The sequence below is a fragment of the Halomonas zincidurans B6 genome, from assembly GCF_000731955.1.
Taxonomy (GTDB): domain Bacteria; phylum Pseudomonadota; class Gammaproteobacteria; order Pseudomonadales; family Halomonadaceae; genus Modicisalibacter; species Modicisalibacter zincidurans.
Window position 1 is genome coordinate 908,469 of sequence record NZ_JNCK01000001.1, and the last position, 25,349, is coordinate 933,817.

Here is a 25,349-nt window from a genome sequence, read left to right on the forward strand (position 1 = left end):
GCGGACTCCTGCCAAGAGAATGTTATGTCGACCAACCTGATTTATCTGCTTTTCGGTGGCGTGCTGTTGATGCTGGGGCTGGTTGCCTTCTTCGCGGCACGTGGCAAAGCGACACGCACACGCGTCTCGGGAGTAGCGATGTTCGCCCAGCCCGATCAGTACGCCTGGTTCTCAGTGCTTGCCACGGCCGGCCCGGCGATTCTGGCCGGCGCGCTGGGCGCCTTCGTGCTGCTGCTGCTGGGCGCCGAGATCCCCGTGGTGTACTTGCTTTCGGCCAGCATGGTGATTGCCGCCATCGGCCTGTTCGTCGGACTCAAGCAGGTGCGCCCCGACTTTCATGCCCGCCAGGCGATCGAAAGGGTGATTCGCCTGGCGCTGGCTACGGCGGCCTTGATGTCGATCGTCACCACGGTAGGCATCCTGCTGTCGATCGTCTCCGAGGCGATCCGCTTTTTCCAGATGCAAAGCCTGTGGGACTTCATCACCGGCACCACCTGGGCGCCGGGCGACAGTTTCCTGGCTTCCGCGGGGCGTGCCGGCGAAGGCGCGGGAGGAGCGCAGTTCGGTTCGGTGCCGCTGTTCGCCGGAACCTTCCTGATTTCGCTGATCGCCATGCTGGTGGCGATCCCGGTGGGGCTGATGGCGGCTATCTACATGGCCGAGTTCGCACCGCCCAAGGTCCGCGACCTGGCCAAGCCGGTGCTCGAGGTGCTCGCCGGGATTCCCACCGTGGTCTATGGCTTCTTCGCGGCAATCACCATTGCTCCGATCATCGTCGACGTGGCCGGCTTCTTCGGTCTCGATGCGTCCTACAACAACGCGCTGGCACCGGGGGTGGTGATGGGGATCATGATCATCCCGTTCATTTCGTCGCTTTCCGACGACGTGATCAATGCGGTGCCCGACAGCATGCGCGAAGGCTCGCTGGCACTGGGCATGACCAAGGGCGAGACCATTCGCAACGTGGTGCTGCCGGCCTCGCTGCCGGGGATCATCTCCGCTTCGCTGCTGGCGGTGTCGCGGGCGCTGGGCGAAACCATGATCGTGGTAATGGCCGCCGGCATGCGCCCCAACCTGACCGCCAACCCGCTCGAGGACATGACTACCGTGACGGTGCGCATCGTCGCCGCGCTGACCGGCGACCAGGAATTCGAAAGCGCCGAAACCTTGTCCGCGTTCGCGCTGGGACTGGTGCTGTTCGTGGTCACGCTGATCCTCAACATGGTCTCGGTCCTGATGATTCGTCGCTTCCGCGACAAGTACCGCACCAACACCCTGTGACACGACGAGGAATGTTGCGCTCATGAGCCAATCCTTTGACGAGATCACCGCCCAGCTGAAGCGGCGTCATCGCCGCTCGGCGCGCCTCAAGTACCTGTCGATGGGGGCGCTGATCCTGGCGGCGGCGTTTCTGCTCGTTTTCATCGGCGACATGCTGGTCAAGGGCCTGCCGGCCTTCCAGCAGGCGCAGATTCAGGTCGAAGTCCGCTACAGCGAGCAGGCGCGTGAAATTCCGCCGGCCGCGGTCGACGATGACGTGCGCGCGCTGGTCAGTCGCGGTTATCTGCGCCTGATCCCCGGGCGCATGAACGAAAATCCCGAGCTGCTGGGCACCACCCGCATGGAGTGGGTGCTCGCCGACAGCTCGGTTGATCAGTATCTCAAGGGTAACGAGGACGACCTGCGCGCCAGCGAGGTCCGCGCGGTCGAACGCCTGGTCGAGGCCGGGCGCGCCGAGTTGCGTTTCAATACCACGTTCTTCACCAACGGCGACTCCAAGATGGCGGAACTGGCTGGCATCGCCTCGGCGGCGATAGGCACCGTCCTGACGCTGATCGTGACCATGCTGGTATGCTTTCCGATCGGCGTGATGACGGCGGTCTATCTGGAAGAGTTCGCCCCCGACAACCGGTTGACCCAGCTCATCGAGATCAACATCAACAATCTCGCGGCGGTGCCGTCGATCCTGTTCGGGCTGCTGGGCCTGGCGATCTACATCAACTTCTTCGGCGTGCCGCGCTCCTCGCCGCTGGTCGGCGGCCTGACGCTGGCGCTGATGACGCTCCCGGTGATCATCATCACCACGCGCTCGGCGCTGCGCAGCGTGCCGGACGGCATTCGCCAGGCGGCGTTCGGGGTCGGCTGCTCGCGCTGGCAGGTGGTGCGCGATCATGTACTGCCGCTGTCGCTGCCCGGTATTCTGACCGGCTCGATCATCGGCATGGCCCAGGCGATGGGCGAGACCGCGCCCTTGATCATTGTCGGCATGGTGGCCTTCATCCCCGATGTCGGCGGTTCCTTCACGGATGCCGCGACGGTGATGCCGGCGCAGATATTCACCTGGGCCGGAGAGCCTGACCGTGCCTTCGTCGAGAAGACGGCCGGCGGCATCCTGGTGCTGCTGGCGGTGCTAATCTCGCTCAATGCCACGGCGGTGTGGCTGCGCAAGAAATTCGAACGGCGCTGGTAAGTCACCACTTTGCATAGGACAAGATCATGCTGAACGAGCAAACTGTCGAAAGTCGCGATAAACCCCATGGCGTGCAGCGCCAGCCGGCGCCCGGTGGGCCGGTAAGCCGCAACGAGAAGGCCAATCATGAACTGAGCATCCGCGTGCGCGATCTCAACCTGTGGTACGGCGACAACCAGGCGCTGAAGAATATCGACATCGACATCTACCAGCGCAACGTGACCGCGCTGATCGGTCCGTCGGGCTGCGGCAAGTCGACCTTCCTGCGCTGCCTCAACCGCATGAACGACCTGATCAAGGGCGTGCGAGTCAGCGGACGGGTGGAAATGGACGGTCGCGACGTCAACGACGCCAGAATGGACGAGGTCGCGCTGCGCCGTCGGGTCGGCATGGTCTTCCAGAAGCCTAACCCGTTTCCCAAGTCGATCTACGAGAACGTCGCCTACGCGCCGCGCATGCACGACCTGGTCGGTCGCAAGGCCGAGCAGGACGAACTGGTCGAGCGCGCACTGACCGACGCCGGGCTGTGGAACGAGGTCAAGGACAAGCTGCAGCAGCCCGGTACCTCGCTGTCCGGCGGTCAGCAGCAGCGGCTATGCATCGCCCGAGCGATCGCCGTGCAGCCCGAAGTGATCCTGATGGACGAGCCCACCTCGGCGCTCGATCCGATCTCGACGGCGACCATCGAGGACTTGATGGACAAGCTCAAGCAGCAGTTCACCATCGTCACGGTCACCCACAACATGCAGCAGGCCGCGCGCGTCGCCGACTACACGGCGTTCTTCCACCTCGGCGAGGTGATCGAATACAACGACACGCAGATGATGTTTTCCAATCCCTACACCAAGAAAGCCGAAGATTACATCACCGGTCGCTACGGCTGATCACCCCCTGGGGCTTCTTGAACCGCAGCCGACGGGCGTGGTAAACCTACCGGCCACGGAGATGGCATTCCTCCGGGTCTTCAAGACCGAACCACCGCCCGTCACGGCGGTTAATGATGCCTGCGAAGCGCCCGAGGTGCGTAGCAGGCATCGTATGTCCCTTCCTCCCGGCCGCTTCGCGTTGCTTTCGTTTCCCTTGTAAATGACAGGACGAAGAACGCATGTGGTTATCGATACTGGCCATCGGCGGCGGCGCGGCACTGGGCGCCAACTTGCGCTGGCTGCTGAGTCTCTGGCTGAATGCGCTGTTTCCCGCGCTGCCGCCCGGCACGCTGCTCGCCAATTTGCTGGGTAGCTGGCTGATCGGCGTGGCCTTCGCGTCGTTCGCTCAGATGCCGTCGTTGTCGACGGAATGGCGACTGTTCGTGGTTACCGGCTTTCTGGGCGCGTTGACGACCTTCTCGACGTTTTCCATCGAAATGCTCGCCAATATCCAGACGGGCCGCTGGGGCATGACGCTGGCGGGCATCGCCCTGCACGTCGGCGGTTCGCTGGGCATGGCCGCGCTGGGCATGGCGACGTTCGGCGCGCTGCGCCATCTGGCGGGGATGCTGAAATAGGCACTCGCTCGGGTGCTGAAATAGGCACTCGCTCGGGTGCTGAAATAGGCTCTCGCTCGGGTGCTGAAATAGGCACTCGCTCGGGTGCTGTCAGGATGCTGGGAACGCCCGCTGGCCGATCGGCGCCAACGAGCGCGGTGTCAGTCGGCGAGTTCGACGGCGATTGCCGTGGCCTCGCCGCCGCCGATGCACAGGCTGGCGATGCCGCGCTTGCCGCCGCGTCGGCGCAGTGCGTTGAGCAGCGTGACGATGATCCGCGAGCCGGTGGAACCGATCGGGTGGCCCTGGGCGCAGGCGCCGCCGAAGACGTTGACCTTGTCGTGATCCAGCCGCAACTCGTCGATGGCGATCAGCGTGACCACGGCAAAAGCCTCGTTGATCTCGTAGAGATCGACGTCATCGGCCGACCAGCCGAGGCGCTCGAGCAACTTGCCGATCGCGCCCACCGGAGCGAGGGTGAATTCGCTGGGGTGCTGGGAATGCGTGGCATGGCCGAGGAGCGTGGCCTGCACCGAGGCGCCGACGGCCTCGGCCGCGCCACGGCTGGCCAGGATCAGCGCCGAGGCGCCGTCGGAGATCGAGCTTGAGTTGGCGGCGGTGATGGTGCCGTCGCGACTGAAGGCAGGGCGCAGCGTACGGATCTTGTCGAGGCGCGCCGCGAACGGCTGCTCGTCATGCTCGACGACGTTCTCGCCGTGACGCGAGGCGACCGTGACCGGGGCTATTTCACCACTCAGTTCACCGGCTTCGTGCGCCGCCATGGCGCGCTCCAGCGAGGCGATGGCGAAATCGTCCATGCGCTCGCGGGCGTAGCCCCGGCCATCGGCGACCTGCTGGGCGAACGCGCCCATCAGCTGTCCGCTCTCGGCGTCCTCGAGGCCATCGAGGAACATGTGATCCTTGAGTTCGCCATGGCCCAGGCGATAGCCGCCGCGAGCGCGGGTCAGCAGGTGCGGGGCGTTGGACATCGACTCCATGCCGCCGGCGAGCAGGATCTCGCCGCTGCCGGCGCGAATCAGGTCGTGGGCGAACATGGTGGCCTTCATGCCCGAGCCGCACAGCTTGTTGACGGTGGTCGCGCCGCGCGCGTCGCTGATCCCGGCCTGGCGCATCGCCTGGCGGGCCGGCCCCTGCTTGACCCCGGCGGGCAGCACGCAGCCGAGGATGCCTTCGTCGATGGCGTCGGCGTCGATGCCGCCACGCTGGATGGCGGCGCGGATGGCCACGGCGCCGAGCTGCGGTGCGCTCAGGCTCGACAGGCTGCCGAGCATGCCGCCCATCGGGGTGCGCGCGCCGCCCAGGATGACGATATCGCTCGTTGAAGACATGGCGTCCTCCACTCTCGTAATTCGATGGGGCCGGCATGGCTGCGTTGACCGCCGGGTGGCCCTATGCTTTGCTCGGTAAAAACCAAGCAAACGCTCGTGTTCAGGTCCTGGCTCAATGACTTTAGTGAACGCCTCACCTCGTCGCAAGGAGTTGGTCCGGATTGCCGCTCGTCTGTTCGTCGAAGAGGGCTTCGACCGGACCACGGTGCGCATGCTGTCCCAGGCGATGGGGATCAAGTCGGGCAGCCTGTTTCACCATTTCAGCGACAAGCAGGCGATTCTCCGCGCGGTGATCGAGACCGGCATGCAGCATGCGCTGACGCTGGCGCGTGGTTCGCTGGCCGAGGCCGGATGCTCGCCCGAGGTGCGCCTCGACGCGCTGGCGCGGGCGCACCTCGAGACGTTGTTGACCGAGCGCAATGCGCATGTCGTGGCGCTCTATGAATGGCGGCGCCTGGACGATGCCTCCCGCGATCATCTGATCCACCTGCGTGATGCCTACGAGTCGCTGTGGCAGAAGGTGGTCGACGAAGCGCTGGAGGCCGGGCTGATTCACGGCGATCGCTTGCTGGTGCGGCGTTTCCTGCTCGGCGCGCTCAACTGGACGGTGCGCTGGTACGACCCGGCAGGGCCGCGCTCGCCCCAAGCGCTGGCCGGCGAACTGCTTGCCATGCTGACCGGCCGCGCTTTGGCCGCCGCACAAACGGAGACACGCTGAATGCAATTGACCGAACGTACCTTCCTGATTACCGGCGCCGCCTCGGGGCTGGGAGCGGCGACCGCCGAACGGCTGGTGGCCGGTGGCGCCCGGGTGGTGCTCTGCGATTTGAGCGAGGCCGTCGATGCACTCGCCGAGCGGCTGGGCGCGGCGGCGCTGGCGCAGCGCGGTGACGTCACCGATGGCGATGACATGCAGGCGGCGGTCGATCTCGCCGTCGCCCAAGGCGGGCTGCATGGCGGTTTGCATGGAGTAGTGCACTGCGCCGGGGTAGTCAGCGTCGCCAAGCTGCTCGACCGCGACGGCAAGCCGGCGGATCTCGAGGCCTTCGCGCGCACCGTTCATATCAATCTGGTGGGCACCTTCAACGTGTTGCGACTGGCGGCGGCGGCGATGGCCCGCAACGAGCCGCAGGGCGAGGATGGCGAGCGCGGAGTGATCATTGACACGGCGTCGATCGCCGCCTTCGACGGCCAGGTGGGCCAGGCCGCCTACAGCGCATCCAAGGCCGGGGTGGCGGGCATGACGCTGCCGCTGGCCCGCGAGCTGTCGCGCCACGGCATCCGGGTGATGACCATCGCGCCGGGGATCTTCGAGACACCGATGATGGCGAGCATTCCCGATGAAGCCCTCGCCGCGCTGTCGGCCGCGGTGCCGTTTCCCAAGCGCCTGGGGCGGGCCACGGAGTTCGCCATGCTGGCCGAGCAGATCGTCACCAACGCGATGCTCAACGGCGAGACCATTCGCCTCGACGGCGGCATCCGCATGCAGTGATGAACCTCGCCGGGCGGCTCCCCCCGGATAGTTTCGGGGCACCATCCGGGGGGCTAGGGCGTGTCTTTCGGGAATCAAACGAACGCTTGACTTGCACTCGGTGCCGGGATAATTTCAAACGCATGTTTGAGAGCGGCCCAGGCCGCACGACCGACCGATTCCGGCGTGTATTGAGGAGTGTTCGTCATGCCCGACTATCAGGCTCCGCTGCGCGATCTGCGCTTCGTCATGGATGAGCTGCTGGACTACCCCGGCCACTACGCAGGCCTGCCGGGCGGCGAAGACGCCTCGCCGGACGTGATTGCGGCGATCCTCGAGGAGGGCGGACGCTTCGCCCGCGAGGTGCTGCTGCCGCTCAATCAGCGTGGCGATCAGGAGGGCTGTGTGCTCGAGGGCGGCGAGGTCAAGACCCCGCAGGGCTTCAAGGAGGCCTATGCCCAGTACGTCGATGGCGGCTGGCCGGGGTTGGCGGCCGAGCCCGAGTTCGGCGGCCAGGGGTTGCCGGCGTCGCTGAACCTGGCGCTGTCGGAGATGATCTGCTCGAGCAACCTGGCCTGGGGCATGTACCCGGGGCTGTCCCACGGGGCCGCCGATGCGCTGCGCCATCATGGCAGCGATGCCCAGAAGGCCAGCTACCTGAGCAAGCTGGTCGAGGGCGTGTGGACCGGCACCATGTGCCTGACCGAGCCGCATTGCGGCACCGACCTGGGACTGATCAAGACCCGTGCAGTGCCCGATGACGAGGGCGGCTATCGGATCACCGGCACCAAGATCTTCATCTCCGCCGGCGAGCACGACCTGACCGAGAACATCGTTCACCTGGTACTGGCCAAGCTGCCCGACGCGCCGGAAGGCTCGCGGGGCATCTCACTGTTCGTGGTGCCCAAGTACTTGCCAGAGAGCCTGCCGGATGCCGGGGGCCGCGTCGGCGAGCGCAACGGCGTGAGCTGCGGCTCGCTGGAACACAAGATGGGCATCCACGGCAACGCCACCTGCGTGATCAACTTCGACGCCGCCAAGGGCTACCTGGTGGGGCCGGAGCACAAGGGGCTGGCGTGCATGTTCACGATGATGAACGAGGCGCGCATCGGGGTGGGCATCCAGGGTCTGGGGCTGATGGAAGCGAGCTTCCAGAATGCCCTGGCCTACGCCCGGGATCGCCTGCAGATGCGTGCGCTGTCGGGCACCAAGGCCGCCGCTAAGCCGGCCGATCCGATCATCGTGCATCCCGACGTGCGCCGCATGCTGCTGACCCAGAAGGCGCTCGCCGAGGGTGGGCGGATGCTGGTGATGTACACCGGCCAACTGGTCGACCTGGCCGAGCATGCGAGCGACGCGGCCGAGCGCGAGCGTGCCGAGACGCTGCTCGGCCTGCTCACGCCGATTGTCAAGGCGTTTCTCACCGAGCTGGGCTTCGAGGCGACCAACGAGGGCGTGCAGGTGTTCGGCGGCCACGGCTTCATCGCCGAGTGGGGCATGGAGCAGTTCGTTCGCGATGCGCGCATCACGCGGCTCTACGAAGGCACCACCGGCATTCAGGCACTCGACCTGCTGGGCCGCAAGGTGCTGATGAGCCAGGGTGAAACGCTCAAGGTGTTCACCAAGGAGATCCACACGTTCTGCCAGGCGCAGGCCGACAACGACGCTCTCAAGGGGTATGTCGAGCCGCTGTCCAGGCTCAACGCCGAGTGGGGCGAACTGACCATGGCGGTGGGCATGAAGGCCATGCACGATCGCGATGAGGTCGGCGCGGCGAGCGTCGACTACCTGCTCTACTCGGGCTATGTGGCGCTGGCCTATCTCTGGGCACGCGCCGCGGACACCGCCAGCCAGGCGCTCGCCGCGGGCAAGGGCGACGAGGCGTTCTATCGGGCCAAGCTGGCGACCGCGGATTTCTACTTCCAGCGCCTGCTGCCGCGCACCCGCGGGCATGCCGAGATGATCCGCGCCGGTGGCGTTTCGTTGATGGCGTTGAGTGCCGATGAGTTCGGCCTTGGCTTCGAGATCTAAGGTTTCGGGCATGACACGATGTCTCTAGGTCAGGCGCTCTGACCCTTGCAGGCGGGCCTCGGCTCGCCATTTTTGTGACTCCTCGTTTTCTTATTCAAAACAATACCAGGCGGTTTGTCGTCGGTCGCGGATGGGGTCATCATGGAAGCACCGCAAAAAAGCCAGGATGACCCCATGGAGCACGACGTCGACGACGACAAGCGCCGTATGCCTCTCAACCTGACACTGACTCTGGCGGCACTGGTCATCATCATCGGCGGCATGAAACTCGGCGCCGACTTGCTGGTTCCTTTGATCCTGTCGCTGTTCATCGCGATAATCTGTACCTCGCCGGTACACTGGCTATACCGCAAAGGGGTGGGGCGCCGCAGCGCCGTGCTGCTGACCCTGCTGATTGCCGGGGTCTTTCTGGTGCTGCTGGGTTCGTTGCTGGCGAGCAGTTTCGCGACCTTCATGGAGGCGTTGCCCAAGCTCGAGGGGCAACTGCACAAGCAGTATCTGAGCCTGCTCAACTGGCTATCGAGCCTGGGCGTGTACATTCAGCCCAAGCAAATATCCGAATGGCTCGATCCGAGCAGCACCATGCAGATGGTGCCGACCTTCCTCGGTAGCCTGGGCAGCTTGCTGTCGCAAAGCGTGCTGATCATCCTGCTGGTGATCTTCATGCTTTTCGAGACCCTGGACTTTCGCAACAAGGTGGCGCAATCGCTGGAAAACCCCGCGCCGAGCCTGCGACGGTTCAAGGAATTCAGCTATAACTTGAAGCGCTATCTGGCGATCAAGACGTTGATCAGTCTGGTGACCGGAGCGCTGATCTACGCCGCCTGCCTGCTGCTGGGGGTACAATTTCCGCTGTTGTGGGGAACGCTGGCCTTCGGCCTCAATTACATACCCAATATCGGCTCGGCCCTGGCGGCGCTGCCCGCCGTGCTGCTGACGCTGGTAATGCCCGATGGCGGCCTGGCCAAGGCGGGGATGCTGGCCGGCGCCTATCTGGTCATCAACTTCGTGATCGGCAATCTCATCGAGCCGCGGGTCATGGGCAGGACACTGGGGCTATCGACGCTGGTCGCCTTCCTGTCGCTGGTGGTGTGGGGCTGGATTCTCGGGCCGGCAGGCATGCTGCTGTCGGTGCCGTTGACGATGACCCTGAAGATCGCGCTGAACAGTCATCCCGAAACGCGCTGGCTGGCACGCATGCTGGGTGGGCGCCTCGAATAAGATCACGAAGTCATGACGGAGCCATCGCCCCGCGTGAAGCGGGACGATGGCCAGCCAGGGGGCGAGTCCGAATCAGGCGTTCTGGTCGATGAACTGGACCAGCTGCGACTTGGACTGGGCGCCGACCAGCGAGGCGACCTTGGCGCCCGACTTGAACAGCATGACGGTGGGGACGCCGCGCACGCCCTGCTCGGCGGTAATGTCCGGCGCATCATCGACATTGACGCTGACCACCTTGAGGTTATCGGCCTTCTCGTCGGCGACTTCCTCGATCACGGGGGCCATCATCTTGCAGGGGCCGCACCAGGGTGCCCAGAACTTCAGCAGCACGGGCTTGTCGGCGCCGAGAACTTCCTGCTCGAAGTTGGCCATGGTGACATCGACGTTGTTAGCCATGTATCTCTCCAGATTGCTTGCGCGCTTCTCTTAGCGTAGTCGACCGATGGTAGCTGGCAGCTTTCGGGCTGGCAAATACCCATTGGCAGGCTGCCCGATAGTTGCATGCTATCAATAATCGCCCCGTCTTGCCGTCGGCTGGCGTGCCGACTATGATGCCTTTATATGCCATAAAGTAATCGGTTTAAAGAGTTTTAGTTCCTTTGGGGAATTTCGCGCGGTACGCAAAGGCGCCCGCAGGCCAGCAGCAGCCGTCAGTAGCAATCAGGGATTTGGCATGAAATTGCAGCAATTGCGCTATATCTGGGAAGTCACCCGGCACAACCTCAACGTCTCGGCAACGGCACAGAGCCTGTTCACCTCGCAGCCGGGCATCTCCAAGCAGATCCGCCTGCTCGAGGACGAACTGGGTGTGGAGATCTTCGCCCGCAGCGGCAAGCACCTGACCCGGGTGACCCCGGCCGGCGAGTCGATCGTCGAACTGGCCGGCGAGGTGCTGCGCACCGTCGACAACATCAAGCAGGTCGCCCAGGAACACAGCGATGAGCGGCGCGGCAGCCTGTCGTTGGCCACCACGCACACCCAGGCGCGCTATGCACTGCCGCCGCTGATCGGCGAGTTCACCCGCAAGTACCCGGATGTCGCCCTGCACATGCAGCAAGGCACGCCCAAGCAGATCGCCCAGATGGTCAGCGAAGGGCTCGCCGATTTCGCGATCTGCACCGAGTCGCTGGAGCTGTTCAACGACCTGGTGCTGTTGCCGTGCTACCGCTGGAACCGCTGCATCCTGGTGCCCGAGGATCATCCGCTGGCCAAGCTGGGCGAGCTGACCCTCGAGCGACTCGCCGAATACCCGTTGGTCACCTATGTCTTCGGTTTCACCGGTCGCTCGCAGCTCGACGAGGCCTTTCGTGCCAAGGGGCTGACGCCCAACGTGGTGCTCACCGCCGCCGATGCCGACGTGATCAAGACCTACGTGCGCCTGGGGATGGGGGTGGGCATCGTCGCGCGCATGGCGATCGACCCGGAGGCCGACGACGATCTGGTGCCGCTCGACGCCAGCCACCTGTTCGCCAGCTCCATCACCAAGGTCGGCATCCGTCGCGGCACCTTCATGCGCAGTTACATGTACGATTTCATCCAGCGCTTCGCGCCGCATCTCGATCGCGATCTGATCGATGCCGCTCTGGCCGCCGGGCCGCGTCACGAGCAGGCACTGTTCACCGATGTCGAGCTGCCGGTGCGCTGACGTCGGACCCGGCCAGGTGCGCGTAGGCCAGTCCTGAAAAACCCGCCGCGGCGGGTTTTCAAGGCATGCGCGCTGACTTGCTCAGTGTTGCAGATGCAGGCCGCATTCGCGTGTGTCCTCGACCTTGGTGGGGTCGAAGTAGTCGAAGTTGTTGGGCAGGTCGTGGCGCTGCAGGTACTGGTACATGTCCTTGGCAGTCCAGTGCAGCACCGGCGCGACCTTGATCAGCCCGGCGGCGTTGACCGAGACCGGCTGCATCTGCGAGCGCTCGGCGGTGTCCTCGGCGCGCAGTGCGGTCAGCCAGACCTGCGGGTCCATCTCGCGCAGTGCACGGGCGAACGGCTCGAGCTTGACCTCCTCGGTGAAGGCGGCGTGACGCGGATCGTCGATACTCGGCAGCGGTCCGTCGACGGCTTCGCGGTGGGCCCGCGAGCGGCGCGGATGGTAGATCGTCAGGTTCAGCGACAGCCGCTTGGCGACCTCGTCGGCGAAGCGGTAGGTCGCCTCGGTGTTGTAGCCGGAATCCATCCACACCACGGGAATGTCCGGCTGCACCTGGGTCGCCATGTGCAGGATCACCGCCTCGAAGGGCCGGAAATTGGTGGTGCAGATGGCGCGCCGGTCGAGATTCAGCGCCCAGCGCGTCAGTCCTTCCGGGTCGTGGCCTAGCTGTTCGTTGATCGCCTCGATGTTCAGGTCCATGCCGTCTCCTGGAATCGCCCGGGGACTCCCCCGAAATGCCCTTACGGTAGCAGAGCGCCGAGCCGGGCCCCCAATACCGTTTGGTTCGAACCTTATATAGCCGAATCGAAAGTTATGACGCTCAGTTAGAACGCAATGGCCTGGCTTCGCAGACGTTGGACATGCCATCGCCGAGTGTGGGGGGCTTGGCAGCGAGCGCTGCCATCAGCGGTGCGATCTTGGCCAGGGTCTCCTGATATTCGGCCTCCTCGTCGGAATCGGCGACCAGCCCGCCGCCGCCCCAGATATGCAGCCGGCCGACATCGGCGACCACGCTGCGGATGGCGATCGAGGTATCCATGCGGCCGCGCACGTCGACGTAGCCAAGACTGCCGCAGTACAGGCTGCGCCGGCTGGGCTCGAGCTCGTCGATGATCTGCATCGCGCGCACCTTGGGCGCGCCGGTGATCGAACCGCCGGGGAAAGCGGCGGCCAACACGTCGAGCGGTGAGTGGCCGGCGGCCAGTTCGCCGCTGACCACGCTGACCAGGTGATGCACGTTGGCGTAGCTTTCCAGACCACAGAGCTGCGCTACCCGCACGCTACCCGGCCGGCATACCCGGCCCAGGTCGTTGCGCAGCAGATCGACGATCATCACGTTCTCGGCGCGATCCTTGGCGCTGGCCTGCAGGTCGTCGGCGAGGGCGCGGTCCTCGGTGGGCGTCGCACCGCGCGCGCGGGTGCCCTTGATCGGCCGGGTCTCGACCCGGCCGTCCTCGACCGCCAGGAAGCGCTCCGGCGACAGCGACAGCACGGCCTTGTCGCCCCACGCCAGGTAGCCGGCGAAAGGCGTGGGCGTGGCACGGCGCAGGCGCCGGTAGGCCTGCCAGGCACTGCCGGAATAAGCCGCGCTGAAACGCTGGGCGAGATTGATCTGATAGCAGTCGCCGGCATGGATGTAGCGCTGGACCCGGCGAAAGCGCTCGCCATAGGCGGCGCGATCGAGCTCGGCGCTAAACGCTTCGCGCAACTGGAATGCTTCCTCGCCAGCGGGCGCGCTCGCCAGCCAGGCAAGCGCCTGGACGCGGCGCTCGGGGGTGGCCACCAGCCAGGCCTTTCGGGCATGGTGATCCTCGATCACCGCCCAGTCGTACAATCCCAGGCGGCAGGCGGGCAGGGCGTTGACCGCTCGGGCGTGGCCGGGCAGCGGCTCGAGCTGGCGATTGAGATCGTAGCCCCAGTAGCCGATCAGCCCGCCGAGAAACGGTAGCTCGCTGGCCGGGGCCTCGAGATCGAGGCTATCGAGCAACGCCTGCTGGGCGGCGAACGGCGCCTCGGGCAGCGCCATCGGCGGGTCGCAGTGAATCCCGCCATCGGCGGCGATCTCCAGCACCGCCAACGGGTCGCTTGAGAGGATGTCATAGCGCCCGCCGGGCGCATCGGGGCGGCCGCTATCCAGCAGCACCGCGCCGGGACGCTGACTCAGCGCGGCAAAGCGCAGCGTGGGGTCGCCCTGATAGGGCAGCGGGACGATGTCGAGTCGGGACGTCATGCCTGTTAACCGCGGTGAACGAGCGACCCATTCTATCAGTGGGCCGGCGTTGTTGTGGGTTTGTCGAGGCGCGGCTCGCCGATCAACGCCATGGGCTCAAGCTGACCGGCCACTTGTCGCCCGGCTGGATTCATTGTCGACAACCTATTGCATGATGCCGCCTGCGATATACGCCAAAAGGTGTAGCGGTTTATTATGGCGCGGTATTGACGCGCTATCGGCTGCTGGCTAAAGTGCTTATTTCTCTAGATTGTCGACAATGGTAAGCGAAACCATGCAGGACAGCGACGTACCTGAAGTCCGCACGCTAGCCGAGCGGGTTTTCAACCAGCTGCAGGACGCCATCGTGCGTGGCGAGCTGGCACCCGGCACCAAGATCACCGAGCCGGGGCTCGCCGCGGCCTACGGCATCTCTCGCGGGCCGTTGCGCGAAGCGATGCGCCGGCTCGAGACCCACCGGCTGATCGAGCGGGTGCCCCACGTCGGCGCGCGGGTGGTCAAGCTGTCGATGAAGGAGTTGCTCGAACTGTTCGACGTGCGCGAGGCGATGGAGAGCATGGCCGCGCGGCTCGCCGCCCGCCACATGAGCGCCGAGGAGATCGCCGGATTGCGCGAGGTGCTGGCGGTTCACGAACGCCAGACCGACCTGTCGCGGGGCGAGGCCTACTACCAGCGCGAGGGCGATCTCGACTTCCATTATCGCATCGTGCTCGGCAGTCATAACCGCATGCTGATGACGCTGCTGTGCGACGATCTGTACTACCTGGTGCGGCTCTATCGCACCCAGTTCAGCGCCAGCGGCGCCCGACCGCAGCGGGCGTTCGTCGAACATCATCGCATCGTCGACGCCATCGAGGCCGGCGACGAGGAGCTCGCCGAGCTGCTGATGCGCCGCCACGTCAGCGCCTCTCGCGAGAACGTCGCGCAACGCTATGCCGCGGTTCTCGAGGAGGAGGCCGAGACCACCGTGACCCCCATCCAGAGGAAATCGTCATGACCCGAATGACTCCCGGGGCGCGCTTTCGCGCCGCGCTCGAGGCCCATCGGCCGCTGCCCATCGTCGGCACCATCAACGCCTATACCGCGCTGATGGCCGACAAGGTCGGCCATCCGGCGATCTATCTCTCCGGCGGCGGCGTCGCCAACGCCTCGTTCGGGCTGCCCGATCTGGGCATGACCACCATGAACGACGTGGTCGAGGACGCCCACCGGATCACCGGAGCCACCGACGTGCCGCTGCTGGTCGACATCGATACCGGTTGGGGCGGGGCCTTCAACATTGCCCGCACCGTCAAGGAGATGGGCCGCGCCGGGGTGGCGGCGGTGCACATCGAGGACCAGGTGGCGCAGAAGCGCTGCGGTCACCGGCCCAACAAGGCGATCGTCTCGCAGCCGGAGATGGTCGATCGCATCAAGGCCGCGGCGGATGCCCGGCTCGACCCCGACTTCTACCTGATCGCCCGCACCGATGCCTTCCAGAAGGAGGGCCTGGAGGCAGCCGTGGCCCGCGCCAACGCCTGTGTCGAGGCCGGCGCCGATGCGATCTTCGCCGAGGCGGTGCACAGCCTCGACGACTACCGCGCGTTCTGCGAGAGCGTCGAGGCGCCGATTCTCGCCAACATCACCGAATTCGGCGCCACGCCGCTGTTTACCCAGGCCGAGCTGAGCGAAGTGGGCTGCCGGCTGGTGCTCTATCCGCTGTCGGCGTTTCGCGCCATGAACGCCGCCGCGCTCAAGGTCTATCGCAGCATTCACCAGCAGGGCCACCAGCACGGCGTGGTCGAACTGATGCAGACCCGCGACGAGCTCTACGATTTTCTCGACTACCATGCCTTCGAGCGCAAGCTCGATGCGCTGTTCGATCAGGAGAAATGAACGCGGGGTACTGGTTCGGTCGGAAATAGCCGAGCCAGGGCAGACGATTTAAAACAAGGAGACACGTCATGGCAGAGAAGACGCCCAGCAGCACCGGCCTGCGCGGCCAGAGCGCCGGTAGCACCGCGCTATGCACCGTCGGCAAGGAAGGCTCGGGCCTGACCTATCGCGGTTACGACATACACGACCTGGCCGAGCATGCGCGCTTCGAGGAAGTCGCCCACCTGCTGCTCAAGGGCAAGCTGCCGACCCAGGCCGAGCTCGATGCCTACGTCGCCAGGCTCAAGACCCTGCGTGGCCTGCCCGATGCGCTCAAGGCGGTGCTCGAGCAGATCCCCGCCGGCGCCCATCCGATGGACGTGATGCGCACCGGCGCCTCGATGCTCGGCAACCTCGAGACCGAGCAGCACTTCGACGAGCAGCAGGACCAGTCCGATCGCATGCTCGCGGCGTTTCCGTCGATCATCAACTACTGGTACCGCTATTCCCACGATGGCGTGCGGATCGATACCCAGACCGACGACGAGTCGGTGGGCGGCCACTTCCTGCACCTGCTGCATGGCAAGCCGGCCTCCGAGCTGCATGCGCGGGTCATGAACGTCTCGCTGATCCTCTACGCCGAGCACGAATTCAACGCCTCGACGTTCACCGCGCGGGTCTGCGCCTCGACGCTGTCGGACATCCATAGCTGCGTGACCGGCGCGATCGGCTCGCTGCGCGGGCCGCTGCACGGCGGCGCCAACGAGGCGGCGATGGACATGATCGAAGACTGGCAGAGCCCCGACGAGGCCGAGCGCGAGATCCTCGCCATGCTCAAGCGCCGCGACAAGATCATGGGCTTCGGCCATGCCATCTATCGCGAGTCCGATCCGCGCAACGCGATCATCAAGCAGTGGTCCAGGAAGCTCTCCGAGGATGTCGGCGATACGCGCCTCTACCCGGTTTCGGAGCGCGTCGAGGCCGTGATGTGGCGCGAGAAAAAGCTGTTTTGCAACGCCGATTTCTTCCACGCCAGCGCCTATCACTTCATGGGCATCCCCACCAAGCTGTTCACGCCGATCTTCGTCTGCTCGCGACTGACCGGCTGGTGCGCCCACGTCTTCGAACAGCGCGAGAACAACCGCATCATCCGCCCCAATGCGGATTACACCGGGCCGGAAAAGCAGCAATGGGTGCCGATCGAGCAGCGTCAATAATATTGGCTACGAGCTACGAGCTACGAGCTTCGAGCCCGGTATAAGCAACAACTTCAAGGAAACGCCATGAGCGCCAACGTCGAACAGAATCAGCGTCCCGATTACGACGCCGAACTACAAAAGATCGCCGATTATGTGCTCGGTTATCGCATCGACAGCCAGGAAGCCCTGGATACCGCCCGCAACTGCCTGATGGATACCCTGGGTTGCGGTCTGCTGGCGCTGCGCTTTCCCGAGTGCACCAAGCACCTCGGACCGCTGGTGGAAGGCACCGTGGTGCCGCACGGCGCGCGGGTGCCGGGTACCCAACTGCGCCTCGATCCGGTCAAGGCGGCCTGGGACATCGGCGCGATCATCCGCTGGCTGGACTACAACGACACCTGGCTGGCCGCCGAGTGGGGCCATCCCTCGGATAACCTGGGCGCGATCCTCGCCGTCGCCGATCACCTCTCGCAGCAGCGCGCGGCGCGCGGCGCGGCGCCGCTGACCATGCGCGACGTGCTCGAAGCGATGATCATGGCCCACGAGATCCAGGGCGTGCTGGCGCTGGAAAATTCCTTCAACCGCGTCGGGCTCGATCATGTGGTACTGGTCAAGGTCGCCTCGACCGCGGTAGTCGCCAAGCTGATGGGCGCCGATCGCGAGCAGCTGCTCGCGGCGCTGTCGCACGCCTTCGTCGACGGCCAGTCGCTGCGCACCTATCGCCATGCGCCCAACGCCGGCTCGCGAAAATCCTGGGCGGCGGGGGACGCTACCTCGCGGGCGGTGCGCCTGGCGGATATCGCCATGCGCGGCGAGATGGGCATTCCGGGGGTGCTCAGCGCGCCGCAATGGGGCTTCTACGACGTGCTGTTTGCCAAGACCAACAAGGACCAGCAGGTCAAGCCCGAGGATCAGCGGCGCTTCAAGGTGTCGCAGGAGTACGGCAGCTATGTGATGGAGAACGTGCTGTTCAAGATCTCCTTTCCCGCCGAGTTCCACTCGCAGACCGCCTGCGAGGCGGCGGTGCGGTTGCATCCGCAGGTCAAGGACCGTCTCGGCGAGATCGACAAGATCGTCATCACCACCCACGAGTCGGCGATCCGCATCATCTCCAAGGTCGGTGAACTGGCCAACCCGGCCGACCGCGATCATTGCCTGCAGTACATGACCGCGGTACCGCTGGCGTTCGGCAACCTGGTCGCCGAGCATTACGAGGATAGTTTCCACCGCGATCATCCGATCATCGACGAGCTGCGCGCCAAGATGGTAATCGAGGAGGACGAACGCTATAGCCGCGAATACCTGGAGGCCGACAAGCGCTCGATCGCCAACGCCATCCAGGTGTTCTTCACCGACGGCAGCAAGACCGAGCGGATCGCCATCGACTATCCGGTCGGCCATCGTCGCCGCCGCGAGGAGGGCATCCCGCTGCTCGAGGCCAAGTTCAAGGCCAACCTGGCGACGCGCTTCCCGGCCGCGCGCAGCGAGCGGATCTTTGAGCTCTGCAAGGACCAGGCGCGACTCGAAAGCACCGCCGTCGATGCGTTCATGGATCTGTTCGTGATCTGATCGCAACCGAGGGGGCGATTCCCCCTCGGTGTGTTCTGCCAAGCCCTATTGGGAACAAGCTCCTCCCTCCGCGCTCCACCGCTCGGGGCCGTGAGTCTGTTAGCAGTTGCTCTACGCCTCCTTGTGAGATGAGTAAAAAGGGAATACTTTGTACTCATGGATGGGTTTGAATTCGACGAAGCCAAAAGCCAAGCCAACCTGGAAAAGCACGGTATTGATTTCGAGGCTGCTCAAACGCTTTGGACGGACCCATGCTTGCTGGAAATCCGTGCAAACTCAGATGATGAGCCAAGGTTCTTGCTGATCGGCAAGATTGCTGAAAAGCACTGGTCGGCTGTCGTCACATACAGGCAAGGCCGTATTCGTCTGATTTCAGTCAGGCGTTCCCGCCGGAAGGAGGTTGAGCTCTATGAAAGCTAAAGACTTCGATAAAAAATTCGAGGAAGACCAGGAAGATATTGTTACCGACCTGGATCTGTCCTCGGCTCGCCGCGTTAACCAGGAACAAAAGCGAATTAACGTCGATTTTCCGGCGTGGGTCGTGGAGTCGCTGGATCGTGAGGCCGCTCGCATTGGCGTTACCCGCCAATCGATCATCAAGGTGTGGCTGGTGGAGCGCCTTCAAGCAGAATCTGCTAACAAGCCACTCAATGGTGCGCCGCAGGCGGCGCACACTACCGAGCGTTAGATTGCGTCCCGCTTGGGGGCGAACTCGTTGGCGATTCTGGTGATTTGAGAATCTGCAAACGGCTCAGCGGTTATCGCCGCCGCGCTCCAGCTTGTCGATCAGCGCATCCAAGTCGGCTTCATCCATTGCCGGTTCGCCGACGATGCGGTGCGATTCGTCGGCCCAGGCGCCGAGATCGATCAGCCGGCAGCGCTTGGAGCAGAACGGCCGGTAGGGGTTGTCGCTGGTCCATTCCACACTCTTGCGGCATTGCGGGCAGGCGACTTGCAGCGGGCGGTCGTTCGCCGTGTCGTGAGAGGCGTCGTTGTTTGAATCCTGAGTCATGTTGAATCACCGGATGGGCGGGTGAATGTAGCGGCGAGTTGGCGGTAATGGGCGTCGAGCCGCGCGACCTGAGCGGCGAGCGCGTCGAGATCGCCGCCATTGTCGATCACGTCGTCGGCCCTGGCCAGGCGCTCGTCGCGGGGCATCTGGGCGACGACGATGGCGCGGGCCTGGGCCTCGTCGACGCCATCGCGCGCGGTGGTGCGAGCCAGTTGCAGCGCCTCGGGCACGTCGATCACCAGGCTGCGGTCGACCAGCCGATGCTGGCCCGACTCGAACAGCAGCGGCGAGACCAGCAGGTGATAGGGCGCGCCGCTTGCGCGCATGCGCTCGAGGTGCGCCAGCAGGCGCTCGCGGACCCGCGGATGGGTCACCGATTCCAGCCAGGCGCGTTCGGCGGGCTCGGCGAAGACGATGGCGCGCAGCCGGCGCCGGTCGAGGCGGCCGTCGGCGTCGAGCACCTGCTCGCCGAAATGCGCGGCGATCTCGGCCAGCGCCGGCTCGCCGGGCGCGACGATCTCGCGAGCCACGTCGTCGGCATCGACCCAGGGCACGCCGTGGGCGGCGAAGGCCCGGGCGACGGCGCTCTTGCCGGCGGCGATACCGCCGGTCACGCCGATGGTCAGGGGGCGGCTCACAAACTACTCCTCATGACTGCAAAAGAACGACGCGCCCCGATCAGCTTAGTAACAATGAGCGATAGGCCGCCATCAGTGGCGCCCCATACAGCAGCGCGATCCAGCCGGCCAACGCCAGGAAGGGGCCGAAGGGCAGCGGCATGCCGCGCAGCCGGGGAATCGTCAGTTGCACGATCGAGCCGATCACCGCGCCGACCCCGGCGGACAGGATCAACAGCAGCGGCAGCAGCGGCCAGCCCAGCCAGGCGCCCAGCGCGGCGAGCAGCTTGAAGTCGCCGTAGCCCATGCCCTCCTTGCCGGTGATCAGTTTGAACAGCCAGTAGAAGGCCCACAGCACCGAGTAGCCGGCGACGGCGCCGATCACCGCGCTGGGCAACTGCCAGGGCTGGAAAAATAGCTGGTATAAAAGCCCGGCCCAGAGCAGCGGCAGGGTCAGTACGTCCGGCAATAGCTGGGTGCGCAGGTCGATCACCGCCAGCGCGAGCAGGGTCAGGCAGGCGCCGATCAGCGCCAGGCTGGCCAGCGTGGCGCCATGCAGGGCGACCACCGCCACCGCCAGCACGCCGCCGGCCAGCTCGATCAGCGGATAGCGGGCGCTGATCGGCTGGCTGCAGTGGGCGCAGCGCCCGCGGCGCTTGAGATAGCCGAGCAGCGGAATGTTGTCGTGCCAGGCGATGTTCGCGGCGCAGTTGGGGCAGTGAGAGCCCGGCGTGGCCAGATTGACCTTCGGCAGTTCGGCGACTTCCGGGTCGACGTCCATCTGAAGCGCCGCGCGGGCCTCCACGTGCCACTGGCGCATCAGCATCGGCGGCAGCCGGGCGATCACCACGTTGACGAACGAGCCCAGGCATAGCCCGAGGATCGCGACCAGCGGCCATAACAGCAAAGGCGGGAAATCGGCCGGCAAGGGAGACTCCTTCTAATCGTCGGCAGGCATCGGCGCCAGACGGTACCATAGCCGTGCATTGCTGACATGGCTGAGGTTGAGGTGTGTCACGAGCGAAGGCGAGACAAGGCGACATTCACCGAGGCCGCGGAGTTTAGCAGCGCTAAATGAGCATGCCGAGGTGAATGTCAACGCCGTATCGTCGAGCGCAGTAGCACCTGATCAAATGGCGTTGCCCAACTCGAAGATCGGCAAATACATCGACACCACCAGTCCACCGACCAGCACCCCCAATACCACGATGATGAACGGCTCGAGCAGCGAGGTCAGGGCGTCGACCTTGTTGTCGACCTCTTCCTCGTAGAAGTCGGCGACCTTGTTGAGCATGGTGTCCATCGAGCCGGCTTCCTCGCCGATGCTGACCATCTGCACCGCCAGCGTCGGGAACAGGTTGCCGGTGCGCATCGCGAAGTGCAGTTGCTGGCCGTTGGAGACGTCGTCGCGAATGCGCAGGATGGCGCGCTCGTAGACGTAGTTGCCGGTCGCCCCGGAGGCGGTCTCCAGCGACTCGACCAGCGGCACGCCGGCCGAGAAGGTGGTCGACAGGGTGCGCGAATAGCGCGCCACCGCCGACTTGTCGAGGATGTCGCCGATCACCGGCAGCTTGAGCGCGAGCTTGTGAACCCGATAGGCGAACGCCGGCGAGCGCCTGGTGCCCTGGACGAGAGCGACGATCGCCGCGGCGACGACCGCCAGCCCGGGCAGCCAATAGGCCTGGGCGAATTCCGAAAGCGTGATGGTCATGCGCGTCATCGCCGGCAGTTCGGCGCCGAAGCCGGCGAACAGGCTTTCGAACTGGGGCACCACCTTGACCAGCAGCAGCGCGGTGACGCCGACGCCCACCGCGAGCACCGCAACCGGGTAGTACAGCGCCTTGCGTACCCGCGACTTGAGCGATTCGACCTTTTCCTTGTAGCTCGCCACCCGTTCGAGCATGCGATCCAGCGCGCCGGACTGCTCGCCGGCGTCGACCATGTTGACGAACAGCCGGTCGAAGTGGCGCGGGTGCTGGCGTAGCGCGTCGGAGAAACTCGAGCCGGCGGCCACCTCGTCGGCGAGCTTCTGCACCAGGTTGCGCATCGCCGGGTTCTTGAGGCTCTCGGTGACCACGTTGAAGGCCTGCAGCACCGGCACGCCGGCGCGGATCATGGTCGCCATCTGGCGCGAGAACAGCATCACGTCGCGGGCCTTGATGCGCCCGCCGCCGCCGAACAGGCTGCTCTTCTTGCGGATGCTCGAGACGATCACGCCCTGCTTGGCGAGCTCGCGTTCGACCTCGCCGCGGATGGCCGCGACGATCTCGCCGTCGACCACCTGGCCGCGGCTGTTCTTGCCCTTCCAGCGCCAGCGGTAGAGCTGGGTCTTTTCGCGGCCGTCGCGCGCCTTGCGGGACTGCGGACGCCTGGCGGCGGTGCTTTGCGTAGTAGCCATTGTCGGTTCCCTGCGCCGATGCCGGCGCCCGTGCGTTTATTGGTTTATCGACCGCGCCGGCGCGGTCTTGATAGGCGCCCTCTGCGGGGGCGCTTCAGTCCTTGGTGACGCGGTTGACCTCCTCGAGGCTGGTCAGGCCTTCGAGAACCTTCTGCAGGCCGCTGCGACGCAGGTCGGGGTAGCCCTCCCGGCGAGCGGCCTCGTCGATGTCCATGGCGTTGGCTTCCTGCATGATCAGCCGGCCGATCCTGGCGCGAATCGGCACCACTTCGTAGATGCCCAGCCGGCCCTGATAGCCCAGCGTGCATTGATTGCAGCCCACCGACTGATAGATCGTCGCGCCGGTCAGTTCGTCGTCGCTGAAGCCTTCCTCGTGCAGCGCCTGGCGGGGGATGTCGGCGGGCTTCTTGCAGTGGCTGCACAGCTTGCGGACCAGCCGCTGGGCGATGATCAGCGACACCGAGCTTGCGATGTTGAACGGCGCGATGCCCATGTTGCGTAGCCGGGCCAGGGTTTCCGCCGCCGAATTGGTGTGCAGCGTGGAGAGCACCAGGTGGCCGGTCTGCGAGGCCTTGACGGCGATCTCGGCGGTTTCCAGGTCGCGGATCTCGCCGACCATCACCACGTCGGGGTCCTGGCGCAGGAAGGCGCGCAGCGCCGCGGCGAAGTCCAGGCCGATCTTGGGCAGCACGTTGACCTGGTTGATGCCCGGCATCTTGATCTCCACCGGGTCTTCGGCGGTGGCGATGTTGCGCTCGTCGGTATTGAGGATGTTGAGCCCGGTGTACAGCGTCACCGTCTTGCCGCTGCCGGTGGGGCCGGTGACCAGGATCATGCCCTGCGGCTGGCCGAGGGCCGTCTCGTAGATCGCCTTCTGGGTCGGCGTGAAGCCCAGCGCGTCGATCCCCAGCTTGGCCGAGGCCGAATCGAGGATACGCAGCACGATCTTCTCGCCGTAGACGGTGGGCAGCGAGTTGACGCGGAAGTCGATCGAACGGCTCCTGGAGAGCTTGAGCTTGATCGCGCCGTCCTGCGGCAGGCGGCGCTCGGAAATGTCCAGCCGCGCCATCACCTTGAGGCGCGCGGCGATGCGCGTGCGCATGTTGAACGGCGGCCGGGCGATCTCGAGCAGAATGCCGTCGATGCGCAGGCGAATCCGGTAGCTGGTCTCGTAGGGCTCGAAGTGGATGTCCGAGGCGCCGCGGCGAATCGCGTCGAGCAGGATCTTGTTGACGTACTTGACCACCGGCGCGTCGTCGCTCGAGGCGCTGATATTGGGGCCTTCGTCCTCTGCGTCCTGCTCGGAGCCGACGCTGCCGTACTCCAGCCCGTCGAGGCCTTCCTCCTCGTCGAGCGCCTCGAGCATGTTGTCGGCGTCGGCCTGGGCCAGGTAGCGCTCCACCGCCGGCTCGAGCTGGTCGATCGACGCCAGCACGCCCTCGACCGATAGCCCGGTGGCGAACTGCAACTCGTCGAGCGTCGCCAGCGACGACGGGTAGGGCACCGCCACCGTCAGCCGGTGGCCGACGCGAATCAGCGGCAGGATGCCGTGGCGACGCAGCACCTGGTCGGGCATGTCGCGGTGCGGCGGCAATATCTCCTTGCGCAGCGCGTCGAGATCGACGATCGGCAGGCCGTATTCGTGGGCCGCCGCCTGAGTCGCTTCGCGGGCCGTCACCAGGCCGCTGTCGATGACGTGCTTTAACAGCGAGGTTTCCTGGCGGCTGGCCTGCTGCTCGGCCTGATGAAGCGTCGCCGCGTCGACCAGCCCCTCGGCGAGCAGCCGCCGCGACAGGCCGCGCAGCCCGTCGCCGGCGGCATTCTGCGAGACCCTTGCCAGCGGTGAATGATCGCCGGCCTCTGGGCCGGTTGCGTGAGAAGGCTGGTAGGAGGACATGGCTGGATCGTCGGCCTCGTTGGAGCGTGCGCTCGGCAGAAAGAAGCAGGAAAAAGCGAGCGGCGGTATGGGCCGCCTGATGGTTCTACCTTACCTCAAACCGGCGTTTGACGCGCAATAACCCGCGAAAGCCGGCGCTATTCGAGCCTTGGCCTTTTCGGGCGGCGCGTATGCTGGGCAACACGGGCGGATACGTGGCCGATAGGCTCAAGCAAACAGGCTTTCAGCCGATAGCTAGCGTTGAAACGACCGCCTCATGCATCTGCATGACCCATGTGATAGCGTCCCGATGACGTGACTGGTATACAGACATGGCGGTACTCGGGGAACGTTCAAGTAAAAGCAGGAAAGGCTTCGAAGGGGAGCACCAAGAATGAACCAGGAAAAATTTCAGGCGGCGCGCCGTCAGGGCGGTTTTACCCTGATTGAGCTGATGATCGTGGTGGCGATTGTGGGGATTCTCGCGGCGATCGCGATCCCTAAGTATCAAGACTATACGACAAGGGCGAGGGTGACCGAAGCTTTAAACTTTGCTGCTGCAGCTAAAACAGCTATTTCTGAATATTATATCTCTCAAGGTGTCATGCCCGCTACCGCTGATGAGGCGGGCATCGACTTAAAAAAGAATGATTTGAAAACGGAAGTAGTTAAGTCTGTTTCCTATGCCAAAGGAGAAAGTGATGAGGGGATTATTACTGTAACTGTCAATGAGACAGGTGGCATTGCGAATAACAGCACTTTGCAATTTACAGGTACAGGCAACGAAGGTTCAGTAACTTGGAGTTGCGAGCCAGGTGCTGCTAAACCAATTGACAACAAATATTTGCCGGCAAACTGTCGAGTCGCAAGTAGCTAAAATAAAGAGAAGTAAAAAGAGACCAAGCAACTTGGTCTCTTTTT

Annotated in this window: 25 protein-coding genes and 1 riboswitch; of the genes, 16 read left to right on the plus strand and 9 right to left on the minus strand. The window is 64.8% G+C overall.

Annotated elements, in window-relative coordinates; translation table 11 throughout:
- Window positions 1-24: 24 nt before the first annotated feature.
- The 4 genes from pstC to crcB all read left to right on the plus strand — a co-directional run bounded on the left by pstC (window position 25) and on the right by crcB (window position 3,974).
- Window positions 25-1,281 carry a phosphate ABC transporter permease subunit PstC gene (gene pstC, locus HALZIN_RS0104280; RefSeq protein ID WP_031383013.1) on the plus strand — a complete coding sequence of 419 codons (1,257 nt, stop codon included), beginning with the start codon at window positions 25-27 and terminating at the stop codon, window positions 1,279-1,281.
- A 22-nt stretch (window positions 1,282-1,303) separates the two neighbouring features.
- A complete protein-coding gene (pstA, locus tag HALZIN_RS0104285) occupies window positions 1,304-2,470 on the plus strand; it encodes a phosphate ABC transporter permease PstA (RefSeq protein WP_031383014.1) in 1,167 nt (388 codons plus the stop codon).
- A gap of 26 nt (window positions 2,471-2,496) precedes the next feature.
- Window positions 2,497-3,354, plus strand: a complete 858-nt coding sequence (gene pstB, locus HALZIN_RS0104290; RefSeq protein WP_084173346.1) for a phosphate ABC transporter ATP-binding protein PstB — start codon at window positions 2,497-2,499, stop codon at window positions 3,352-3,354.
- A 48-nt stretch (window positions 3,355-3,402) separates the two neighbouring features.
- Window positions 3,403-3,484: riboswitch (Fluoride riboswitch) on the plus strand.
- 91 nt (window positions 3,485-3,575) lie between these two features.
- Complete coding sequence (crcB, locus tag HALZIN_RS0104295; RefSeq protein ID WP_031383016.1) at window positions 3,576-3,974, plus strand: fluoride efflux transporter CrcB; 399 nt, start codon at window positions 3,576-3,578, stop codon at window positions 3,972-3,974.
- A gap of 140 nt (window positions 3,975-4,114) precedes the next feature.
- Here the strand turns inward: crcB and HALZIN_RS0104300 are convergent, their stop codons facing one another.
- The gene (locus HALZIN_RS0104300; RefSeq protein WP_031383017.1) at window positions 4,115-5,302 is read right to left on the minus strand and encodes an acetyl-CoA C-acyltransferase; all 1,188 of its coding nucleotides are present in this window, start codon (window positions 5,300-5,302) and stop codon (window positions 4,115-4,117) included.
- A 115-nt stretch (window positions 5,303-5,417) separates the two neighbouring features.
- On the opposite strand from HALZIN_RS0104300, the gene HALZIN_RS0104305 reads away from it, so the two are divergent.
- From HALZIN_RS0104305 to HALZIN_RS0104320, 4 genes are all read left to right on the plus strand, one after another.
- The gene (locus tag HALZIN_RS0104305) at window positions 5,418-6,020 is read left to right on the plus strand and encodes a TetR/AcrR family transcriptional regulator (protein ID WP_035575150.1); all 603 of its coding nucleotides are present in this window, start codon (window positions 5,418-5,420) and stop codon (window positions 6,018-6,020) included.
- A complete protein-coding gene (locus HALZIN_RS0104310; RefSeq protein WP_031383019.1) occupies window positions 6,021-6,794 on the plus strand; it encodes an SDR family NAD(P)-dependent oxidoreductase in 774 nt (257 codons plus the stop codon). It begins immediately after the preceding gene.
- Between the two features lie 186 nt (window positions 6,795-6,980).
- Window positions 6,981-8,804, plus strand: coding sequence for an acyl-CoA dehydrogenase C-terminal domain-containing protein (locus HALZIN_RS0104315; RefSeq protein ID WP_031383020.1), 1,824 nt, complete (start codon window positions 6,981-6,983; stop codon window positions 8,802-8,804).
- A gap of 174 nt (window positions 8,805-8,978) precedes the next feature.
- The gene (locus HALZIN_RS0104320; protein WP_051907371.1) at window positions 8,979-10,025 is read left to right on the plus strand and encodes an AI-2E family transporter; all 1,047 of its coding nucleotides are present in this window, start codon (window positions 8,979-8,981) and stop codon (window positions 10,023-10,025) included.
- Window positions 10,026-10,097: 72 nt separating this feature from the next.
- Here the strand turns inward: HALZIN_RS0104320 and trxA are convergent, their stop codons facing one another.
- Window positions 10,098-10,421: a thioredoxin gene (trxA, locus tag HALZIN_RS0104325; RefSeq protein ID WP_031383022.1), complete on the minus strand. Its 324-nt coding sequence runs from the start codon at window positions 10,419-10,421 to the stop codon at window positions 10,098-10,100.
- 277 nt (window positions 10,422-10,698) lie between these two features.
- On the opposite strand from trxA, the gene cysB reads away from it, so the two are divergent.
- Entirely contained in the window at window positions 10,699-11,670 is a 972-nt protein-coding gene (cysB, locus tag HALZIN_RS0104330; protein WP_031383023.1) for an HTH-type transcriptional regulator CysB, read from the plus strand.
- Window positions 11,671-11,751: 81 nt separating this feature from the next.
- Here cysB and HALZIN_RS0104335 read toward each other — a convergent pair whose 3' ends face one another.
- Window positions 11,752-12,372, minus strand: a complete 621-nt coding sequence (locus tag HALZIN_RS0104335) for a phosphoadenosine phosphosulfate reductase domain-containing protein (RefSeq protein ID WP_031383024.1) — start codon at window positions 12,370-12,372, stop codon at window positions 11,752-11,754.
- Window positions 12,373-12,493: 121 nt separating this feature from the next.
- Entirely contained in the window at window positions 12,494-13,903 is a 1,410-nt protein-coding gene (gene pabB, locus HALZIN_RS0104340) for an aminodeoxychorismate synthase component I (protein ID WP_051907372.1), read from the minus strand.
- A gap of 274 nt (window positions 13,904-14,177) precedes the next feature.
- Here pabB and HALZIN_RS0104345 point away from each other — a divergent pair, with 274 nt between their 5' ends.
- From HALZIN_RS0104345 to brnA, 6 genes are all read left to right on the plus strand, one after another.
- Complete coding sequence (locus HALZIN_RS0104345; RefSeq protein WP_150113079.1) at window positions 14,178-14,900, plus strand: GntR family transcriptional regulator; 723 nt, start codon at window positions 14,178-14,180, stop codon at window positions 14,898-14,900.
- A complete protein-coding gene (gene prpB / locus HALZIN_RS0104350; protein ID WP_031383027.1) occupies window positions 14,897-15,778 on the plus strand; it encodes a methylisocitrate lyase in 882 nt (293 codons plus the stop codon). The genes HALZIN_RS0104345 and prpB overlap by 4 nt, the downstream gene beginning before the upstream one ends.
- Before the next feature lie 68 nt (window positions 15,779-15,846).
- A complete protein-coding gene (gene prpC, locus HALZIN_RS0104355; protein WP_031383028.1) occupies window positions 15,847-16,974 on the plus strand; it encodes a bifunctional 2-methylcitrate synthase/citrate synthase in 1,128 nt (375 codons plus the stop codon).
- 66 nt (window positions 16,975-17,040) lie between these two features.
- Complete coding sequence (gene prpD, locus HALZIN_RS0104360) at window positions 17,041-18,525, plus strand: 2-methylcitrate dehydratase (RefSeq protein ID WP_031383029.1); 1,485 nt, start codon at window positions 17,041-17,043, stop codon at window positions 18,523-18,525.
- Window positions 18,526-18,681: 156 nt separating this feature from the next.
- The gene (locus HALZIN_RS0104365) at window positions 18,682-18,945 is read left to right on the plus strand and encodes a BrnT family toxin (protein WP_031383030.1); all 264 of its coding nucleotides are present in this window, start codon (window positions 18,682-18,684) and stop codon (window positions 18,943-18,945) included.
- Window positions 18,935-19,213, plus strand: a complete 279-nt coding sequence (brnA, locus tag HALZIN_RS0104370; RefSeq protein ID WP_031383031.1) for a type II toxin-antitoxin system BrnA family antitoxin — start codon at window positions 18,935-18,937, stop codon at window positions 19,211-19,213. Before HALZIN_RS0104365 ends, brnA begins: the two co-directional genes overlap by 11 nt.
- 63 nt (window positions 19,214-19,276) lie before the next feature.
- Here brnA and yacG read toward each other — a convergent pair whose 3' ends face one another.
- The 5 genes from yacG to pilB all read right to left on the minus strand — a co-directional run bounded on the left by yacG (window position 19,277) and on the right by pilB (window position 24,449).
- Entirely contained in the window at window positions 19,277-19,537 is a 261-nt protein-coding gene (gene yacG, locus HALZIN_RS0104375) for a DNA gyrase inhibitor YacG (RefSeq protein ID WP_051907373.1), read from the minus strand.
- On the minus strand, window positions 19,534-20,175 hold the full coding sequence (gene coaE, locus HALZIN_RS0104380) for a dephospho-CoA kinase (RefSeq protein WP_236254959.1): 642 nt from the start codon (window positions 20,173-20,175) through the stop codon (window positions 19,534-19,536). The genes yacG and coaE overlap by 4 nt, the downstream gene beginning before the upstream one ends.
- A 40-nt stretch (window positions 20,176-20,215) precedes the next feature.
- A complete protein-coding gene (locus HALZIN_RS0104385; protein WP_051907374.1) occupies window positions 20,216-21,082 on the minus strand; it encodes a prepilin peptidase in 867 nt (288 codons plus the stop codon).
- Window positions 21,083-21,283: 201 nt separating this feature from the next.
- Complete coding sequence (locus HALZIN_RS0104390) at window positions 21,284-22,552, minus strand: type II secretion system F family protein (protein WP_035575153.1); 1,269 nt, start codon at window positions 22,550-22,552, stop codon at window positions 21,284-21,286.
- 94 nt (window positions 22,553-22,646) lie between these two features.
- On the minus strand, window positions 22,647-24,449 hold the full coding sequence (pilB, locus tag HALZIN_RS0104395) for a type IV-A pilus assembly ATPase PilB (protein WP_051907375.1): 1,803 nt from the start codon (window positions 24,447-24,449) through the stop codon (window positions 22,647-22,649).
- 373 nt (window positions 24,450-24,822) lie between these two features.
- On the opposite strand from pilB, the gene HALZIN_RS17360 reads away from it, so the two are divergent.
- Window positions 24,823-25,305, plus strand: a complete 483-nt coding sequence (locus HALZIN_RS17360; protein WP_031383037.1) for a pilin — start codon at window positions 24,823-24,825, stop codon at window positions 25,303-25,305.
- Window positions 25,306-25,349 lie beyond the last annotated feature (44 nt).